The 18,348-nt window shown below is 58.7% G+C and carries 21 protein-coding genes and 1 pseudogene; 15 read left to right on the plus strand and 7 right to left on the minus strand.

Annotation, left to right across the window (positions count from 1 at the left end; all coding sequences use genetic code 11):
* From SHM7688_RS19765 to rpsF, 5 genes and pseudogenes are all read right to left on the minus strand, one after another.
* Positions 1–255 (minus strand): annotated as a pseudogene (locus tag SHM7688_RS19765) (hypothetical protein); the annotation flags it as partial.
* A 366-nt stretch (positions 256–621) separates the two neighbouring features.
* Positions 622–1,095: a lytic transglycosylase domain-containing protein gene (locus SHM7688_RS14185; RefSeq protein WP_058240590.1), complete on the minus strand. Its 474-nt coding sequence runs from the start codon at positions 1,093–1,095 to the stop codon at positions 622–624.
* Positions 1,096–1,252: 157 nt separating this feature from the next.
* Positions 1,253–1,873 carry a 50S ribosomal protein L9 gene (gene rplI, locus SHM7688_RS14190; protein ID WP_058240591.1) on the minus strand — a complete coding sequence of 207 codons (621 nt, stop codon included), beginning with the start codon at positions 1,871–1,873 and terminating at the stop codon, positions 1,253–1,255.
* A gap of 12 nt (positions 1,874–1,885) precedes the next feature.
* Entirely contained in the window at positions 1,886–2,113 is a 228-nt protein-coding gene (gene rpsR, locus SHM7688_RS14195; protein WP_009805008.1) for a 30S ribosomal protein S18, read from the minus strand.
* A gap of 25 nt (positions 2,114–2,138) precedes the next feature.
* Entirely contained in the window at positions 2,139–2,495 is a 357-nt protein-coding gene (gene rpsF / locus SHM7688_RS14200) for a 30S ribosomal protein S6 (protein ID WP_058240946.1), read from the minus strand.
* 324 nt (positions 2,496–2,819) lie between these two features.
* Between rpsF and SHM7688_RS14205 the strand changes: the two genes are divergently transcribed.
* Both SHM7688_RS14205 and SHM7688_RS14210 read left to right on the plus strand, forming a co-directional pair.
* Complete coding sequence (locus SHM7688_RS14205) at positions 2,820–3,314, plus strand: hypothetical protein (RefSeq protein ID WP_058240592.1); 495 nt, start codon at positions 2,820–2,822, stop codon at positions 3,312–3,314.
* Between the two features lie 197 nt (positions 3,315–3,511).
* Positions 3,512–4,093, plus strand: a complete 582-nt coding sequence (locus tag SHM7688_RS14210) for a YceI family protein (RefSeq protein WP_058240593.1) — start codon at positions 3,512–3,514, stop codon at positions 4,091–4,093.
* 100 nt (positions 4,094–4,193) lie between these two features.
* On the opposite strand, the gene SHM7688_RS14215 is transcribed toward SHM7688_RS14210, so the two are convergent.
* The gene (locus tag SHM7688_RS14215) at positions 4,194–4,919 is read right to left on the minus strand and encodes an SDR family NAD(P)-dependent oxidoreductase (protein WP_058240594.1); all 726 of its coding nucleotides are present in this window, start codon (positions 4,917–4,919) and stop codon (positions 4,194–4,196) included.
* 174 nt (positions 4,920–5,093) lie between these two features.
* Entirely contained in the window at positions 5,094–6,296 is a 1,203-nt protein-coding gene (locus SHM7688_RS14220) for a cytochrome b/b6 domain-containing protein (protein ID WP_058240595.1), read from the minus strand.
* A 190-nt stretch (positions 6,297–6,486) separates the two neighbouring features.
* Here SHM7688_RS14220 and fabD point away from each other — a divergent pair, with 190 nt between their 5' ends.
* From fabD to SHM7688_RS19770, 13 genes are all read left to right on the plus strand, one after another.
* On the plus strand, positions 6,487–7,425 hold the full coding sequence (gene fabD / locus SHM7688_RS14225) for an ACP S-malonyltransferase (protein WP_058240596.1): 939 nt from the start codon (positions 6,487–6,489) through the stop codon (positions 7,423–7,425).
* Positions 7,422–8,024 carry a COG3904 family protein gene (locus SHM7688_RS14230; RefSeq protein ID WP_058240597.1) on the plus strand — a complete coding sequence of 201 codons (603 nt, stop codon included), beginning with the start codon at positions 7,422–7,424 and terminating at the stop codon, positions 8,022–8,024. Before fabD ends, SHM7688_RS14230 begins: the two co-directional genes overlap by 4 nt.
* A gap of 13 nt (positions 8,025–8,037) precedes the next feature.
* Complete coding sequence (fabG, locus tag SHM7688_RS14235; protein WP_058240598.1) at positions 8,038–8,775, plus strand: 3-oxoacyl-[acyl-carrier-protein] reductase; 738 nt, start codon at positions 8,038–8,040, stop codon at positions 8,773–8,775.
* A gap of 234 nt (positions 8,776–9,009) precedes the next feature.
* The gene (locus SHM7688_RS14240) at positions 9,010–9,243 is read left to right on the plus strand and encodes an acyl carrier protein (RefSeq protein ID WP_058240599.1); all 234 of its coding nucleotides are present in this window, start codon (positions 9,010–9,012) and stop codon (positions 9,241–9,243) included.
* A 241-nt stretch (positions 9,244–9,484) separates the two neighbouring features.
* Positions 9,485–10,228, plus strand: coding sequence for a 1-(5-phosphoribosyl)-5-[(5-phosphoribosylamino)methylideneamino]imidazole-4-carboxamide isomerase (locus SHM7688_RS14245; protein ID WP_058240600.1), 744 nt, complete (start codon positions 9,485–9,487; stop codon positions 10,226–10,228).
* A gap of 201 nt (positions 10,229–10,429) precedes the next feature.
* Positions 10,430–11,689 (plus strand): beta-ketoacyl-ACP synthase II, encoded by a 1,260-nt coding sequence (fabF, locus tag SHM7688_RS14250; RefSeq protein ID WP_058240601.1) that lies wholly within the window; start codon positions 10,430–10,432, stop codon positions 11,687–11,689.
* Positions 11,689–12,840 (plus strand): endolytic transglycosylase MltG, encoded by a 1,152-nt coding sequence (gene mltG / locus SHM7688_RS14255; protein ID WP_058240602.1) that lies wholly within the window; start codon positions 11,689–11,691, stop codon positions 12,838–12,840. The genes fabF and mltG overlap by 1 nt, the downstream gene beginning before the upstream one ends.
* A gap of 545 nt (positions 12,841–13,385) precedes the next feature.
* Positions 13,386–13,736, plus strand: coding sequence for a hypothetical protein (locus tag SHM7688_RS14260; protein ID WP_058240603.1), 351 nt, complete (start codon positions 13,386–13,388; stop codon positions 13,734–13,736).
* Entirely contained in the window at positions 13,663–15,006 is a 1,344-nt protein-coding gene (locus SHM7688_RS14265; RefSeq protein ID WP_058240947.1) for a DNA-packaging protein, read from the plus strand. Before SHM7688_RS14260 ends, SHM7688_RS14265 begins: the two co-directional genes overlap by 74 nt.
* A 143-nt stretch (positions 15,007–15,149) precedes the next feature.
* The gene (locus tag SHM7688_RS14270) at positions 15,150–16,355 is read left to right on the plus strand and encodes a phage portal protein (RefSeq protein ID WP_058240604.1); all 1,206 of its coding nucleotides are present in this window, start codon (positions 15,150–15,152) and stop codon (positions 16,353–16,355) included.
* Positions 16,348–16,605 carry a GTA head formation protein, RCAP_rcc01685 family gene (locus SHM7688_RS14275; RefSeq protein WP_058240605.1) on the plus strand — a complete coding sequence of 86 codons (258 nt, stop codon included), beginning with the start codon at positions 16,348–16,350 and terminating at the stop codon, positions 16,603–16,605. The genes SHM7688_RS14270 and SHM7688_RS14275 overlap by 8 nt, the downstream gene beginning before the upstream one ends.
* Positions 16,606–16,634: 29 nt before the next feature.
* The gene (locus tag SHM7688_RS14280) at positions 16,635–17,177 is read left to right on the plus strand and encodes an HK97 family phage prohead protease (RefSeq protein ID WP_058240606.1); all 543 of its coding nucleotides are present in this window, start codon (positions 16,635–16,637) and stop codon (positions 17,175–17,177) included.
* 39 nt (positions 17,178–17,216) lie between these two features.
* The coding region (locus SHM7688_RS19770; RefSeq protein ID WP_058240607.1) for a phage major capsid protein at positions 17,217–18,348 on the plus strand (1,132 nt) is incomplete at its 3' end.

The raw sequence follows: 18,348 nt of genomic DNA on the forward strand, positions 1-18,348 counted from the left end.
GATGTTGTTGTGGGTGAAGAGGGCGATAAGCGCCAAGACACCGATGATCTGCAGCTGATTGGCGCCGACTTTATGCGCGAGGCGTTCCGGCAGGGAGTGCAGATGCAGGAAGAAGGTGGTCAGCAGGAACACCATCACAACGACGAAGATGCCAACATTTGTCATCATCGGGTCTGCGCCGGAAGCATCGGAGATGAAACTCGGCAAATGATGCGGTGCTAGCGGGTGCAGACTGGCTGCGGAATCGGTGCTCACGAAGGGCCTCAATGTCTGATAAAATTGCGTCGACCATAAAGAGGCCATGCTGTGCTGCCAAGGCAGCTTAGAGCAGTGGCGTATGGATTTGCGCGAGCGTTGTGGTTGCGCTTCAATCAGATCAGATCTTTGTGGTTTTTTTGGGCGGGCCGCAGTTGCTAGGCTCCGGCTCGAAGCAATAGTTATTCTATTTCAAGAGTCTGAGACGCCGTCCAGTCAGAAAATCCGCCAAATCGGAGACGTCAAAATTAGGTCATCTGAGTGGCTCGGCACGCTTGAGAATAGATCCACTATTCCCCGCGCGCGCCAAACCCCTGATATTTTGCGCTTTTGGCGCCAGCGCGGCAGGATTAATGGGTCCTGAGTCTAAGGTGCCAGTCCCGTTTCTTTGAGAAGTCCGGCGCGTTTGGCTTCGGGGTAGTAGCCCTTGGCATAGAGGAAGACGGCGCGGTCATGGTTACCTTCGGCCACAAGCAGGGCTCCGCGTAGATATTTGACCGCAAAGGTGAGGTTGGTTTCAGCATCCAGAAGCCCCTGACGAGCCCCGTTGTAGCCCATGCCCCGCGCCGTGGGCAGCTGAATCTGCATGAGGCCGATGTTGTTGCCATTGGTGACCCAGGGACGGTGCGTGCTTTCACGTATGATCACCCGATGCACCAGTTCGCGGGGCACCTCATAAAAGTCGGCATATTGGTTGATCAGCGCACGCAGTTCCGGCGTTTCGTTGGGGTAGAGCGGCGGATCAAACGGCGCGGCCGCTTCTTTGGGGGCAGAGCAGGCGGTGAGTGGCAAACAGGTGAGTATCAAAAGAGCCGTGCGGCGCGACAGAGAGGCAGTCATGGAAGATCCTGATAGGTAAGTGCCGCCAGTATGTGGCTTGACGCGCTCAAAGAAAGCGCTGCGTGATGTGATCCCATGGATGGGCAAGAGACCGCGCAAAGAAAAACCGCGCCCGGATGACCGGACGCGGTTCGCGAAAATTTCGCTGAAGCGGCGCTTACTTGTCTTCGGCGGCTTCTTCTTCCGCAGCCGGAGCTTCCGGTGCGTCGTCATCATCAGAGGCAGCAGCGCCGATTTCGTCGAACAGTTCGGCGATTTCGAATTCTGCTTCCGCTTCTGCTTCTGCTGCCAGTTCCTGAATGGATTTACCGGAGGCTTGCAGCTCCGCTTCTTCCTCAGAACGGGCAACGTTCAGATTGATGGTGACCTGAACTTCAGGGTGCAGGTTCACGTGAACCGCGTGCAGGCCCAGATCTTTGATCGGAGCTGCCAGAGCAACCTGTTTCTTGTCCAGAGAGAAGCCTGCTTCGGTGGCTGCTTCTGCTGCGTCACGTGGGGTGACGGAGCCGTAGAGCGCACCAGCGTCGGACGCGGAACGAATCACGATGAACTGTTCGCCATCGAGCTTCTCGCCCAGTGCTTCTGCTTCTTTTTTGGTTTCCAAGTTGCGCGCTTCGAGCTGCGCTTTCTGTGCTTCGAAGGAGGCGATGTTCGCTTTGGAAGCGGTCAGCGCTTTACCCTGAGGCAGCAGGAAGTTACGGGCATAGCCCGGCTTCACGTCTACAACTTCGCCCATTTGGCCCAGTTTGGCCACACGTTCCAGAAGGATAACTTGCATGTCAGTCTCTCCTTACTTCACGGCGTATGGAAGCAGTGCAAGGAAGCGCGCGCGTTTGATTGCACGGGCCAGCTCACGCTGTTTCTTGGCGGACACGGCTGTGATGCGCGAAGGCACGATTTTGCCGCGCTCAGAGATGTAGCGCTGCAGCAGCTTGGTGTCTTTGTAGTCGATTTTCGGCGCATTTTCACCCGAGAAAGGGCAGACTTTGCGACGGCGGAAAAATGGTTTTGCAGCCATAACTTAATGTCCTCTCTTAAGGTGATTAGGAGCGGCGCTCGCGGCGGTCGCCACGCTCGTCACGTTTTTGCATCTGAACCGAAGGACCTTCAGCGTGCTCATCAACCTTGATGGTCAGAACGCGCATCACGTCGTCATGCAGGCGCATCAGGCGTTCCATTTCCTGAACCGCTGCGGCAGGCGCATCGGACTTCAGGAAGGCGTAGTGGCCTTTGCGGTTCTTGTTGATTTTGTAGGCCATGGTTTTCACGCCCCAGTACTCGCTCTCTACAACGGACCCGCCGTTGTCAGAAAGAACTGTACCGAAGTGTTCAACGAGGCTTTCTGCTTGCGCGTTGGACAGGTCCTGGCGCGAGATGAAAACATGCTCATAAAGCGGCATGTGCTCTCCATTCATTTTACAGGCGCATTTCAAAGAGCGGGGCAATAGGGCCTTTTGCACCCCACCCACGAGAGACTGCGCGGTTCAAGCTTTTGCAAAAGGATGGCGCTGTATAGCTGTTTTGGGCTCAGGTGCAAGCTTTGATTTCAGGCGCGCAGGGTGGTTTGCGCCTGCGCTGTGTGGCGCTGAGCCTAAGGAGAAATCGGCGAAGACACCACCATTTCGCCAAAGCGCCGCATTGTCGCCTGATTTGCCGCTGAAAGTACTCTCAAAAGCGGGAGAACCCGCTGTGAAATGCTCACAAGGGCTTAAGGAGATTGGGAAATGGCGGCGCTGACCGGATTTGCAAATGGAGCGCAATCGCGTGTGGCCATGGTGGAGGGCAAGCGCCCGTCGCTGTCGGTGCGAGCGACCTCTATGGTGTTTGGCTTTGCCTTTATTCTGGCGGGTGTTGGGCTTTGGTTGATGCCGGGGCTGGATCTGACGCCTTATATTCTGCTCTCCAAGATGGGTGTGTCGATCCTTCTGGTGACCGCGGGTGTGGGCATGACGCAGATCGCCACGGACAAACCGTGCCGGGAGCTGCATTTTGATCAGCGCAACCGTCAGCTTTTGGTGATGGAGGGGCTGCCGCGCAGTGGCAAACATGTGGTGAAGGCGGTGAACTATGAAGACATTATGCGTGTGGATGTCTCCGACCGGATGCTGCAAGTCTATGATCTTGAGGGGCGCGTGAGCGTGGCCTTGCCGATTGAGGGACCGCATGCGCGGCTCGACACCATTGCACAGCTGCGCAGTCAGGCGATCTTGCCGATCTGATTTGCACCTTGTTTTACGGGGTATCGGGGCCGCCTTTGGGCGGCCTTTTTTGTGGTCTGTGCGCAGATGTAAGGGAGTGTTCACGGAAATGTTCACAAAAGCACAGGAGTTGTGGGTTTACGTGGAGTTGCGAATGGGGGTTCTGTGGGCACATTGGTTGCATAGAAACGACAACGCTCATTTTTGGAGAGACCCCCATGAAACGCACCCTGTTTGCCGCAAGCCTCGCATTGGCAGCCGCAACCGCCACCTCTGCAGTAGCGGCCCCTGAGAAATATGTGCTGGATGCATCCCACAGCCAGATCCTGTTCTCCTATAACCACCTTGGCTATTCCACGACCTGGGGCATGTTCTCCGGCTTTGAAGGCGAGATCATGTTTGATCAGGAAGACCCAGCGGCCAGCTCTGTGAGCGTGACCATGCCGGTCAACTCCATGTTCACCGGCTGGGAAAAACGTGAAGCGCACCTGCTGAGCGCGGATTTCCTGAATGCGGATGCGAATGAGCTGGTGACCTTCACCTCTACCGGTATTGAAGTGACCGGCGACAAGACGGCGTTGATCACGGGCGACCTGACTTTGAATGGCGTCACCAAATCCGTGGTGCTGGATGCGCAGCTGAATGCGGTTGCAGAGCATCCGATGGCCAAGAAGCCTTGGGCGGGCTTTAACGCCACAACCACTCTGCTGCGCAGCGACTTTAACGCCGGCAATTTTGCGCCGTTTGTCAGCGATGAAGTCGAAGTTAAAATTTCCATTGAAGCGATGAAGGCTGAGTAAGCTTTCTGATATCACTCACGGAAGGGGCCGCTCCGAAAGGGGCGGCTCTTTTTCTATGGGGTTGGACGTGGCGGGGCTGGCCGCGGCGCGATTGCGCGGATCAGACGTGCTGACCGCCGTTGATCTCAATTTCTGTGCCGGTGACATAGGTCGATTGATCAGAACAGAGGTAGTAGATCACGTCAGCCACTTCGCTCGGCTGCCCGAGGCGTTGCATGGGCAGGTTTTCCACAATTTTCTCTGTGCCCGGTGACAGGATGGCGGTTTCCACTTCGCCCGGAGCAATGGCGTTTACACGCACGCCGAGTGGGCCAAAATCATGTGCCATTTCGCGGGTCAGCGCGGCCAAGGCGGCTTTGGACGTGGCATAGGCGGCACCGGCAAAAGGATGGACGCGGGAGCCAGCGATGGAGGTCACATTGACGATAGAGCCTTTGGCTGCGGCCAGTTCTTCGCGCAGGCCCCGGGCGAGGATCACGGAAGAAAAGAAATTCACGTGAAAAACTTTGCCCCAATCCATCAAATCGGTGGTGAAGGTGTTCAGGCGCTCGCCGTTGGCGCCTTTGGGAGAGATGCCTGCATTATTGGCAAGCCCATGCAGCGGGCCATCAAGCCGCTCGCGGATCAATTCAACCGCATTGATGGAATCGGCCGGGTCACTGAGATCAATCTGGATATGGTTCTTTTCGCCGTCCGGCCAGGGGCAGCGGGGGTCGAACGGTTGGCGCGAACAGGTGAGCACCCGCCAGCCTTCGCGAGAGAACCGTTTGACCGTGGCGTGCCCGATGCCTCGACTTGCGCCGGTGAGGAGGAGGGTTTTCTGCATCGGCTCTATCCTAGAACGTTGGTTTCAGGCGCGTTTTCGAAAAGCAATTTGAGCCAGAGTGTGCGAATTGACAAGAGGGGCTGTGGGGCGAGTGTCAGATAAAAACGCCCTGTGCACGCTTTGCGCACAGGGCGTTGGAACTGCCTTTTAAAGAAACCGTTTGTTCAGCGCGGATTACTTCGTGCGGGTGGCTTCTAGTGCCACGGTGACGGCGACGCTGAAGGCGAGCGAGCTTTCATCTGTCATATCGTCCCCGACGTGGAAGGCGCGGCGGTCCAGTTCCAAGGCGCCACTCATTGTGGCGCTCTGATCTGACAGCTCCAGTGTGAAGGGCAGGGAGGTGGGCACCTCGTGGCCATTCAGAGACAGGGTGCCTTCGGCGATATAGCCGCTATCAGTAGGGAGAATGTCTGCGGTGAACGTGGCGGTTGGGAAGCCTGTGGCATTGAGATAATCTGTGCCCAGTGCCTGATCCGTGACCGAGCCCAGAGTGAGGGAGCCAATGGCGATGGTCACGGTCACCTCCCCATGTTTGCCCTCTGTGGTGGTTTCATCGAAGGTGATGTCTGCGGTCCAGTCGGCGAAACTGCCGCTGACGTCGGCGCCAAACTGCTGCACGGAGATGCCCAGCGTGCCGGATTGTACCTGCCAGTCGGAGGAGACTTCTGCGAGTTCCGCTGTGGGCGCGGCCTGTGTGTCATGACCAAACAGCCCGGAAAATGCGCCGATGTAGAGCGTGGCGGCCCAGACTGCCAGCGCGCCGGCGGCAGGCAGGGTGTGGCCGGGTTGTTTTGCAGGCAGCTGCGGCAGAAGCGGCTGGCCCGGCAGCATGCGCTGTAGGGTTTTGTCCTTGTCGATGATGGCGTGTTTCATGGCACCGCCCACATGCGCCAGCAGGGTGAGCACCAGCAGGATCATGAAGACATAGTGCAAGGTGCCCAATGTGGTGGCCAAGATGGGATCTTTGGGAATGAAAAAGAGCGATTGTCCAAAGGGCCACCAGATTGGCGCGAAGCCGGTTGTGGCGGCATGGTGCATCCAGCCTGTCAGTGGCACCAGCACCATGGCTCCATAAAGCACCCAGTGAGCGGCTTCGGCGGCAAGGGCTTCGAGTGTATGATCCCCGTTGAGCAGTTTAGGGCGCTGTTGGGTGAAGGCCCAAAGAATGCGCAGAATGGCTGTAAAAAAGGCGGCGAGGCCGATTGTCTTGTGCAAGGAAAACAGATTGGCCTTGAAGGCGAGCTGTGCGCTGTCCTCATAAGGGGCCCGAATGGCGATGAAGCCCAGAGCCAGTGCGGACAGGATCAGCAGAGCGGTGAGCCAATGAAATGTCTTGGCGACACTGCCATAGTGGGCGGTTGTGTTGATGCGCGACATTGAAAACCTCGTTTGTGTGTTGAGATCAGAGTGGCTGTTGTGGCGGTGTGGTGCAACTCGCATAGATGCACAATGCGGGTGCGGTTCTGCGCAGTTCTGTGCGTTTGAGACATGATTGAGCAGGCTAATGACGTTGCGTAGGCGGGCGCTGCACGCTATGCCAAACCAAAGATTTACGAGGAGAGCCGTAATGAGCCGTGCATTTGTATTTCCCGGACAAGGGGCGCAGACCATTGGTATGGGCAAGGCGTTGGCCGATGCCTACCCAGAGGCGAAAGCCATTTTTGATGAGGTCGATGACGCGTTGGGCGAAAAGCTGAGCGGGTTGATCTGGGACGGGGAGCAGGATGTGCTGACCCTGACACAGAATGCACAACCGGCGTTGATGGCGACTTCTTTGGCGGCGATGAAAGCCCTTGAAGCGGAAGGCGTGACCATTGCGGCGGCCACTTGTGTGGCAGGCCATTCGCTTGGCGAGTATTCCGCTCTGGCAGCAGCAGGCGCCTTGAGCGTTGGGGACACCGCACGTCTGTTGCGCACGCGCGGCGAAGCGATGCAGGCGGCTGTGCCAGTGGGCGAAGGCGCTATGGCAGCCATTCTGGGACTTGATTTTGCCGCTGTTCAGGAGGTGGCGGAGGCCGCAGCACAGGGTGATGTCTGTCAGGCGGCCAATGACAATGATCCGACACAGGTTGTGGTGTCTGGCGCCAAAGCCGCAGTGGAGCGTGCGGCAGAGCTGGCCAAGGAAAAAGGCGCGCGTCGCGCGGTGATGCTGCCTGTGAGCGCACCCTTCCACTGTGCCCTGATGCAGCCTGCTGCTGATGTGATGGCAGAAGCGTTGGCCAATGTGGAAATCAAAGCGCCCGCGGTGCCGGTGATTGCCAATGTGCGTGCTGCCGCCGTGAGTGATCCGGCAGAAATTCGTCAATTGTTGGTGGAACAGGTGACGGGATCTGTGCGCTGGCGCGAATCGGTGCAGATGATGGCCGGTGATGGTGTCACAGAATTCTGGGAAATTGGCGCTGGTAAGGCCCTGTCGGGCATGATCCGCAAGATCGACCGGGCCAATGGTGTCCGCGCCGTGGGCACGCCAGAAGATGTGGTCGCCGCGTCGGAGAGCCTGAAGTGAAGCGGCGCCTTCTCGCGGCCTCTCTTGTCGCAGGTCTTGGCCTGCTGGCAGGCTGCGTGCATCTGCAGGTGGCCTATCTTAACTCGGTGGACAGCATCAATTTTGAGGCGGATGGTGCAGATATGCGGGTGTCGGGCACCCTCAATCAGCACAGCCTTGCCGCTTTCAATGAGGCGATTGCGGCCCATCCGGAGGTGACCCGTCTGGTGTTGCTTTATGTGCCGGGGTCGGTCGATGATGACACCAATCTGCAACTGGGGCATCGGGTGCGGGATCTCGGGCTGGACACGCATTTGACGGCTGAGAGTGAAGTGCATTCTGGTGGGACCGATCTGTTCCTTGCAGGCCAAGAGCGCAGCATGGAAGAGGGGGCGGTGATTGGCGTGCACAGCTGGGCTGCGGGTTATACGCAGGGCAAGGACATCCCGCGCGATGATCCGGTGCATAAAGCCTATGTGGATTACACCGCGCGCATGTTGGGCAGTGCAGATTTTTATTGGTTCACGCTGGAGGCGGCGCCTGTGGAAGAGAGCCACGAAATGACGCCTGCGGAAATTTCAGAATACGGGCTGTTGACCAAGCCTGTGATGAGAAACTGAGAGAGGCAGAGAAATGTTTGATCTGACAGGAAAAACCGCGCTGGTGACTGGCGCATCCGGGGGCATTGGCGGGGCGATTGCCAAGGCGCTGCATGAAGCGGGGGCCACTGTTGGCCTGTCTGGCACCCGTGTGGAGCCACTTGAGGCGCTGGCGGCGGATCTGGGTGAACGGGCGCATGTGCTGCCTTGTAACCTGAGCGACGCAGACGCGGTGGATGCGCTGCCAAAACAGGCGATCGCGGCCATGGGCAGCGTTGATATTCTGGTGAACAATGCGGGCATCACCCGCGACCAGATTTTCATGCGCATGTCTGATGAGGAATGGCAGAGCGTACTGGATGTGAACCTGACCAGCACCATGCGTCTGTGCCGGGGTGTGATGCGCCCGATGATGAAGGCGCGCTGGGGCCGTATTGTGAATGTGACCTCTGTTGTGGGCCACACAGGCAACCCGGGTCAGGCCAACTATGCTGCCTCCAAAGCGGGCATGCTGGGGCTGACAAAATCCATCGCTTATGAAGTGGCAAGCCGTGGTATCACCGCCAATGCGGTTGCACCCGGCTTCATTGCGACGGCGATGACTGACAAGCTGAGCGATGATCAGAAAGACAAGATCAATCAGCAGATTCCTGCTGCACGTATGGGCGGCGCGGACGAGATTGCTGCGGCGGTGCTCTATCTGGCCAGCGCTGAGGCAGGTTATGTGACAGGCACCACCTTGCATGTGAATGGCGGCATGGCCATGTTGTGAGCGTTTGCGCCCCGCTGTATAGAGGGGCGCAATTGTCGCCGGTGAAAGCGTTTGCGTTGTGAAGCGGATGTGTTATAGGCGGCGAGTATTTTCCGGGTACCCGCGACTATGGGTGGACGGAGACCTTCCGGGGAGCACCGGACCAGCACCGTCCCGGATGGGGCAAATTAAGACCCGCCCGGGTGGGTGGGAGTTCAAACGGGCCAAAGCGCCCAAGACGCATGAGGAATTGACATGAGCGACGTCGCAGACCGCGTGAAAAAGATCGTTGTAGAGCACCTGGGTGTGGAAGAAGACAAAGTTGTGGAAGCAGCTTCTTTCATCGATGATCTGGGCGCAGACAGCCTCGACACCGTGGAACTGGTAATGGCTTTTGAAGAAGAGTTCGGCATCGAGATCCCGGACGATGCAGCCGAGACCATCCAGACCTTCGGCGACGCTGTGAAGTTCATCTCCGAAGCTTCCTAAGCTGATAGAATTCAGAAACCGCCGCTTGATTGACGTTTCTGCAATTCATACGCGAAATATATGAACGGCGCTTTCCTTAAGGGAAAGCGCCGTTTTTCTTTTGGCGGATTCGCGCCGTTTATCGACGGGGATGTGCCGTTTCGACGTTGGCAAACGCATTGGGTTGGCGGGAGACATTTCAGCTATTGATCCTAATTTGCGCTACACTGGAGCGCACAAACATAAGTGGAGACAACCGATCATGATGATTTTTCCGACGATGGAACTCTTGAACGGTCGCTGCGTTACCTTGAGCAAAGGTAACCTAGAAGACCCGATGCTCTGGCATGTCGACCCGGTAGAAACCGCAAAAGGATTTGCCGCTGCAGGGGCAGAGTGGATGCATCTGACCGATTTTAATGCGCTGCAGGGCGACAATAGCAACGAAGCGCTTGTCGAAGAGATTATTCGGACTGTTGGTATTCCGGTGCAGCTTGGCGGCGGTATTCGGTCGCGTGAGCGGGCAGAATACTGGATAGAAAAAGGCGCGGCGCGTGTGGTGGTGGGGACTATGGCAGCCTATGATCCACAGACCGTGCGCGATATGGCGCATGCCTATCCTGATCAGATTGTTCTGGCCGTAGATGTCTGGGAAGGGCTGGTGATGACCGAGGGCTGGCGTCAGAGCGGTGCTTTTGAGCCTGCGGCGTTTGTTGCAGCTTTTGAGGATGCCCCTTTTGCGGCGATCAAGGTGACTGATATCGCCAGCGACATGAGCGATCTCGACGCCCAGCTTGGGTTGATTTCGGGCATCGCGGAAAGTGCCAAAGCCCCTGTGATTGCCAGCGGTGTGGTGCGGAATGTGGATGACATTTCGCGTCTGAAATACGTGCGTAACATTGCTGGTGCTTTGGTGGGGCGCGCCTTGTTCCGGAAAACAGCCACACTCGAAGAGATTCTGGCGACAGCGCAGCCGGAGCCGGAAGCAGTGGCCGATTTCCTCTAACAGTATCTCTATTGGCTGCGGCAGGATTTTGCCTGAGGCGTTTGTCTGTTTCACGCGTCAGGGCTGAAATACCTGCCGCAGTTTACTTACGATGGCGGGATTGCATGCGAGGAGTAGTCAGTTGAAGTTCAGCCGCTCTTGCCCATTGGGGGGGAAGCGGGGTATGAGGCTGCAAAAGACTTCTGAGGAAGGGCATAGAAAATGCGTCGTGTTGTCGTCACCGGGCTTGGGCTCGTCACTCCTTTGGCTTCCGGTGTGGAAGAAAGCTGGTCTCGCATTCTGGACGGACAGTCCGGTGCAGGCACCATCACCCGTTTCAATCCTGAGCGTGTCACCACCAAATACGCCTGTGAAGTGCCTTATGGCGACGGCAGCGATGGCACCTTTAACCCAGATGACTGGATGGCGCCAAAAGAGCGCCGCAAGGTGGATGATTTTATTCTCTACGGTCTGGCGGCCTCGCAGATGGCGGTAGAAGACAGCGGATGGGCGCCAGAGGACACCGAGTCCCTTGAGCGTACTGGTGTGATGATCGGATCAGGCATCGGCGGTCTGCAGTCGATTGAGCAGACCACGCTGATGATGGCGGAAAAAGGCCCGCGCCGTGTGTCACCCTTCTTTATTCCCGGTGCGCTGATCAACCTGATCTCTGGTCAGGTCAGCATTAAGTACGGCTTCAAAGGCCCGAACCATTCGGTTGTGACCGCCTGTTCCACCGGCGCGCATGCGATTGGAGACGCCGCGCGTTTGATCGCCTCTGACGATGCAGATGTGATGGTCGCCGGTGGTGGTGAAGCGGCGATTTGTGAAATCGGCATTGCGGGCTTTAACGCCTGTAAAGCGCTCTCCACCAGCCGCGCAGATGATCCCACCAAAGCCTCGCGGCCCTATGATGCGGATCGGGACGGTTTTGTCATGGGCGAGGGCGCAGGCATTGTGGTTCTGGAAGAATATGAGCACGCCAAGGCGCGTGGCGCCAAGATCTATGCCGAGGTTCTGGGCTATGGTCTGTCCGGCGATGCCTACCACATCACCGCGCCTGCAGAGAGCGGCGAGGGCGGTGAACGCTCCATGCGCGCAGCTCTGAAGAAGGCCGGGCTTGAGCCCAAAGACATCGACTATATCAACGCGCATGGCACCTCCACGATGGCCGACACCATCGAGCTGGGCGCTGTGGAGCGGATGATGGGCGAACATGCCAGCAAGGTCACCATGTCCTCGACCAAGTCGATGACCGGCCACCTTCTGGGCGCTGCCGGTGCGATTGAAGCGATTTTCTCGATCCTTGCCATTCGCGATCAGGTGGCACCGCCGACCATCAACCTTGACACTCAGGCAGTGGAGACTGCGATTGACCTTGCGCCGAACAAAAAGGTGGAGCGGGAGATCAATGTGGCGCTGTCCAACAGCTTTGGCTTTGGTGGCACCAATGCATCGGTGATCTTTGGAAAGGTTGATTGATGTGGCGCGCAGTTGCGTCTAACGCACTTACTCTATTGATTGTGGCGCTCTTCCTTCTGGGGGGCGTCATCCTTTTTGGGCAATCCACCTATCGCGCCGCCGGGCCTTTGACGGAAGCGGTCTGTCTGCGGGTGCAGCCGGGCTCCAACATGAGCCGTGTTTCTGCGGATCTGGAGCAGCGCGGTGCCATTGCCAATGGCATGCTGTTTCGGGTGGGCGCAGACTATTCTGACAAATCTGACAAGCTGAAAGCTGGTGCCTTTCTGGTGCCTGCGGGTGCTTCCATGGAAGAGATCGTGGAGATCGTGACGCGTGGTGGCGCAAGCACCTGTGGCACCGAAGTGGTCTATCGGGTGGGGGTGACACGCAAAACCGTGCAGGTGCGTGAACTGGATCCGGCGACGGGGCGGTTTGTCGAAGTTGTGTCGTTCAACCCTGCCGAGGAAGAAACCCCAGCGGATTACACCCGCGTGCGGGCGGAAGCAGATACGCGCTATCGTATTGCTGTGGCTGAGGGTGTGACCAGTTGGCAGGTGATGGACTCGCTCAACAATATTGAGTTGCTGAGCGGGGAGATTTCGCGCCCTGCAGAGGGAGCGCTTGCGCCTGACAGCTATGAGGTGCGTGTGGGCGACACACGTGAGAGCGTGATTGCGCGCATGCAGGAAGCGCAGGAGATCCTTGTGGCCGCGGCCTGGGAAAGCCGTGCCGAAGATGTGCCGCTGAATTCGCCAGAAGAGTTGCTCATTCTGGCCTCTATCATCGAGAAAGAGACGGGGGTGGCGGAAGAGCGTCGTCAGGTGGCCAGCGTGTTTGCCAACCGTCTGGATCGCGGCATGCGGTTACAGACCGACCCGACGGTGATTTATGGTGTCACCGAAGGTGTGGGGGTGCTGGGCCGGGGCCTGCGCCAAAGCGAGCTGCGCCGGGAAACCCCATGGAACACCTATGTGATCGCAGGGTTGCCACCGACCCCCATTGCCAACCCGGGGCGCGCCAGTCTTGAAGCGGCGGCGAACCCCGATGAGACGCCGTATATCTTCTTTGTGGCGGATGGGACCGGTGGGCATGCCTTCGCGACAACCCTGGCGGAGCACAATCAGAACGTCGCCAAGTGGCGTCAGATTGAAGCCGAGCGGGCCAATCAGTAAGCACAGACCTGAGTACAAAAGAACGCGGCACTTTGGGGCCGCGTTTTTATTTTCCCAGTGCGCTGTTTGTCATGCTGGTTAGGGCGTGTACGGAGATTGCTGGAGGTTTTTGAAAGGACGTCGTCACGGCGTCGATGGCGGGGCCGGCCTGTACCGTGCCAAAGAAACACATGATGGCAAGCGTGACGCGCAGCCGCCAGTGGTGGCTTTTACGCTGTGTAGATTGTGTAAAGTCCAAACGTGTTGATTGCATCACGGCCCCCTCACAGTAGCCTTACGCCATCCCACCATAACAGAGTGTAGATTTTGATAACGGCGTGAATATGGCCTTGGTGCAGTCTTGGAACATCCTGTGGTTCCAGGGTGGCAACAGGAGGCGTTCGTTCTGTTAATATATTGATAAGTATAAAAAATTGATTTTTATCGCTGCGAGTTTTAGCATCATTTTACGGGAGCCTGGTGGCTGTTTGCGGCGGATTTGAGCCATCGCAGGCCATGAGACTTATGCGGAGGGGATCACTGCGCATGAGAGGCAATGAGCATCGATGACACAGAAATTTTCGTCCGATGGCGCGCGCGCGCTGGATCCTGAGCTGCGTGTGTTGCGCGGGCTGTTGGCCAAAATCAGCGAGGAGCTGCTGCAGCTCTATGACGGGTTGCGCTCTGGTGACGGTGTGAGCGGCCCGATCACTCAGCGCAAGCTGGGAGAGATGCGGCACTGTCTGAGACTGGTATTCTTGATGGAGACGGATTTTGAAGAACGCAAAGCAAAGCAGCAGGGTGCGGCCAGAACAGCCCTCCTCGACCTCACCGCTGCCCGATCTGAAATTGGGCGCAAGCTGGATCGCCTCCGCGCCAGCGTCAGTGCAGCAGGAGTTTCTGGACAGTCTGAGTGAAACGGCGCTTTTGGCCTTGCCGTTTCTGTTTGAGTTCTGGGCCATGCCGCATCAACTGCCGCCTGATGGCGATTGGAAGACCTGGGTGATCCTGGGCGGGCGTGGGGCCGGGAAGACCCGTGCCGGTGCGGAATGGGTGCGCGGTTTGGTTGAGGGGCGCAGGCCATGTGATCCGGGGCAGGCGCGGCGGGTGGCGCTGGTGGGGGAGACCATCGATCAGGTGCGCGAAGTGATGGTGTTTGGCGACAGTGGGCTGATCGCCTGTGCGCCGCCGGATCGACGTCCCACTTGGGAAGCCGGGCGTCGGCGGTTGATCTGGCCGAATGGGGCGGTGGCGCAGGCGTTTTCGGCGCATGACCCCGAGAGCCTGCGCGGGCCGCAGTTTGATGCGGCCTGGGTGGATGAGCTGGCGAAATGGCGCAGGGCGCAGGAGACATGGGATATGTTGCAGTTTGCGTTACGACTTGGCGATAATCCCAGACAAGTGGTAACAACGACGCCGCGCAATATTGGGGTGCTTAAGCAGCTTTTGAGGGCTCCCAGTACGGTGCAGAGCCATGCGCGCACAGAGGACAATCGCGCCAATCTGGCAGACAGTTTCCTTCAGGAAGTGGAGGCGCGCTATGCGGGGACGCGGCTGGGCCGGCAGGAGCTGGAAGGGCTTTTGCTTGAGGAGGCCGAGGGCGCGCTCTGGCGCTCAGCGCAGCTTGAGAGTTTGCAGCGCGACAGCCTGCCGGAGATGGACCGGATTGTGGTGGCGGTGGATCCGCCGGTGAGCGGGCATGCGGGCTCGGATGAATGCGGCATCGTGGTGGTTGGGGCTCACACCAAGGGCCCGGTGCAGAGCTGGCGGGCCTGCGTTCTGGATGACGTGAGCTTGCGCGCCGCCAGCCCGGATAGCTGGGCGCGTGTGGCGCTGATCGCCATGGAGAGCTGGGGGGCAGATCGGCTGGTGGCGGAGGTCAATCAGGGGGGGGATCTGGTGCAGGCGGTGATCACCCAGATTGACCCATTGGTGCCTTACAAGGCCGTGCGGGCGAGCCGGGGCAAGGCGGCGCGCGCAGAGCCAGTGGCGGCGCTTTATGAGCAGGGGCGCGTGCAACACATGCGTGGGCTTGGCGCGCTGGAAGATCAGATGTGTGAGATGACGCAGCGCGGCTATGTCGGCGCGGGCAGCCCGGACCGTGTGGATGCTTTGGTCTGGGCGCTGCATGAGCTGATCATTGCCCCCTCTGCCAAATGGCGTGCGCCGCGCTTGAGGGATTTATGACGCTGACGATGCAACACCGACCGGACGCTGAGATAGGAACAGATTAAATCAAATGAGAGATAACTGATCCTGTCCAGAGCGGAGATGGCACACCGACTTGGAGCAAGACGAGCACAACGATCAAGATGAGCGGGAGCGCGGGAATGCTGAGAAAGTTGTTTCAGACAAAGGCAGCACAGGGCGATGTGGCGCATAAGGCGAGCGCTGCGGGGCCGGTGATTGCCTGGCATGGGGCGGGCCGGGTGGCGTGGAGCCCGAGGGACACCGTGTCACTCACACGAACGGGCTTTGCCGCCAACCCGGTGGGCTTTCGTGCGGTGCGTATGATTTCTGAAGCCGCCGCTGCGCTGCCGCTGATCCTGCAGGACAACCATGCGCGCTATGACGATCATCCTCTGCTGAGCCTGCTGCGCCGTCCCAATGGCGGGCAGGGACAGAGCGAGCTGTTGGAGGCGCTCTATGGCCAGTTGGTGTTGTCAGGAAATGGCTATGTTGAGGCTGTAGGTGGGGCACCGGATCAGAATGGGGCACCGCTGCCTCAGGAGTTGCATGTGCTGCGGTCGGATCGCATGCGGGTGGTGCCGGGCGCGGATGGCTGGCCGGTGGCCTTTGAATATTCCGTGGGCGCGCGCAAGCATCGCTTTGCCGTGGGAGATGTATCGCCGATCTGTCATATCAAGACCTTTCATCCGCAGGATGACCACTATGGGCTTTCCCCATTGCAGGCGGCGGCCATGGCGCTGGATGTACACAATAGTGCGTCGCGTTGGTCCAAGGCCCTTCTGGACAATGCGGCACGGCCTTCAGGTGCAATTGTGTACAAAGGCTATGAAGGTCAGGGCAGTTTGCCCAATGAGCAATATGAGCGGTTGGTGAGCGAGATGGAAAGCCACCATCAGGGCGCGCGCAATGCGGGGCGGCCGATGTTGCTGGAGGGCGGGCTGGATTGGAAGCCCATGGGATTTTCGCCAAGCGATATGGAATTTCAGAAAACCAAGGAGGCGGCTGCGCGCGAAGTGGCGCTGGCCTTTGGGGTGCCACCTATGTTGCTTGGCATTCCGGGGGATGCGACCTACGCCAATTATCAGGAGGCCAATCGGGCGTTTTACCGGCTAACGGTGCTGCCTTTGGCGCAGCGGGTGACAGCGGCGCTTGGCAGTTGGTTGTCGCACCATACTGGGGATGCGCTTCAGCTGAGCCCGGATCTGGATCAGCTGGCGGCCCTGGCACCTGAGCGTGATGCGCAATGGGCCCGTGTCAGCGCCGCGCCCTTTTTGACCGATGACGAGAAACGCGCGCTGTTGGGGCTGCCGCCGCGTGTGACGCAGGGCGGGGATGCGGATGGGTGATCAGAGGTTTGGCTTTGAGGGGTTTGCCACAAGCCGGTTTGCGCCGGATCATTTTGACTGTGCGCCAGGGCTGCGGCTTGAGGCGCATGAGAGGGTCGCAAAGTTGCAGTTTGAGAGTTTGAACCGGCGTCTGGACAAGATCGAAGCGCTGATTGAGCGGTTAGAGCGGCGGTTGTGGCTTGCGGTGTATGGCGTGGTGGCTGTGGTGTTGGCGCAGGCGTTTCAGTCGGTACTTGCGTCGTTACCGTAGGAAAGGGTGCGAGAGGGAAAGGATATTGCATGACAGAGTTGGAAACCAAATTTGCCCGTTTTGACACCGGGCTTTCCGTTGAAAATGACGGGCAGATTGCGGGGTATGCCAGCCTGTTTGGTCGTGTCGATCAAGGCGGCGATGTGGTGCAAGCCGGTGCCTATGGCGCGTCTCTGGCGGCGCTGAAGGCAAGCGGGCGGCAGGTGAAAATGCTCTGGCAGCATGATCCGGGCCAGCTGATTGGCATTTGGGATGAGGTGCGGGAGGACGCGAAAGGGCTCTGGGTCAAAGGGCGGCTTCTGGAGAGCGTGGCCAAGGGGCGTGAGGCGGCGGCCCTGATCGCGGCGGGGGCGCTGGACGGTCTGTCGATTGGCTATCGCACCAAACGCGCCAGCAAGACCGGCAAGAGTGGTCGGCTTTTGCAGGAGGTTGAGCTGTGGGAGGTGTCGTTGGTGACCTTTCCGATGCTGCCCACCGCGCGGCTAATGGCGAAGGAGGAGACCCCTCTGAAGATGCTGCGCGATGTGGCCGCGGTCTTTGAGCAGGCTGGGCAAGAGATGGCGCGGCGCTGAACGCGCGCGTAAAACAGAACAGAAAACAGGAACAGTGTGATGAGCAAAACCGAGAGCGACTCTCGGATCGGAGAAGATGTGTCTCCGGTTCAGGACGTGAAGGCAGCAGTGGCGGCATTCATGAGTAGTTTCAAAGCCTTTCGAGGTGATGTGCAGGCAGATTTGAAGCAGCAGAAAGAGCGATTGACCATGTTGGAACGCACAAACATTCAGGCGGCGCGGCCGCAATTGTCGGCGGGCTATGATCACCATGCCCCCCATCAGAAGGCCTTTGATGCCTATCTCCGTACCGGCGAAGATGACGGGCTGCGGGGGCTGGAACTGGAAGGCAAGGCCATGTCTTCGTCCGTGAACAGCGATGGTGGATATCTGGTGGATCCGCAGACGGCGGAGACCATCAAATCCGTGCTCAACAGCACAGCCAGCATTCGAGCTATTGCCAATGTGGTGACGGTTGAGGCGGGCTCGTTTGATGTGTTGATTGACAGCACGGATGTGGAGGCGGGCTGGGCGGATGAAACATCGGCACGGAGCGAAACCACCACCTCCACAATTGAGCGGATTTCCATTCCGCTGCATGAGTTGTCGGCGCTGCCCAAAGCCTCGCAGCGGCTGTTGGATGACAGTGCCTTTGACATTGAAGCCTGGCTGGCGGGGCGGATTGCAGACAAGTTTGCCCGTGCAGAGGCGGCAGCCTTCATCACCGGGGATGGCGTGGACAAGCCAACCGGCATTTTGACCCATCCTGTTGTGGCGGAGGCGAGCTGGAGCTGGGGCAATCTGGGCTATGTGGCCACGGGCGTGGACGGGGATTTTGATGGCGGTGATGCGCTTGTGGATCTGGTCTATGCCTTGGGGGCGCAGTATCGCGCCAACGGCAGTTTCGTGATGAACTCCAAGACCGCTGGGGCGGTGCGCAAGCTTAAGGATGCGGATGGGCGGTTCCTTTGGTCTGACGGGCTGGCGGCTGGAGAGCCGGCGCGTCTGCTCGGATATCCGGTGCTGATTGCCGAGGATATGCCCGACATCGCCAGTGATGCGGATGCCATTGCGTTTGGTGATTTTGCGGCGGGCTATACGGTGGCAGAACGGCCTGATTTGCGCGTTCTGCGCGATCCGTTCAGCGCCAAGCCTCACGTGCTGTTTTACGCCACCAAACGGATTGGCGGGG

Source organism: Shimia marina (assembly GCF_001458175.1).
In the GTDB taxonomy this organism is placed as follows: domain Bacteria; phylum Pseudomonadota; class Alphaproteobacteria; order Rhodobacterales; family Rhodobacteraceae; genus Shimia; species Shimia marina.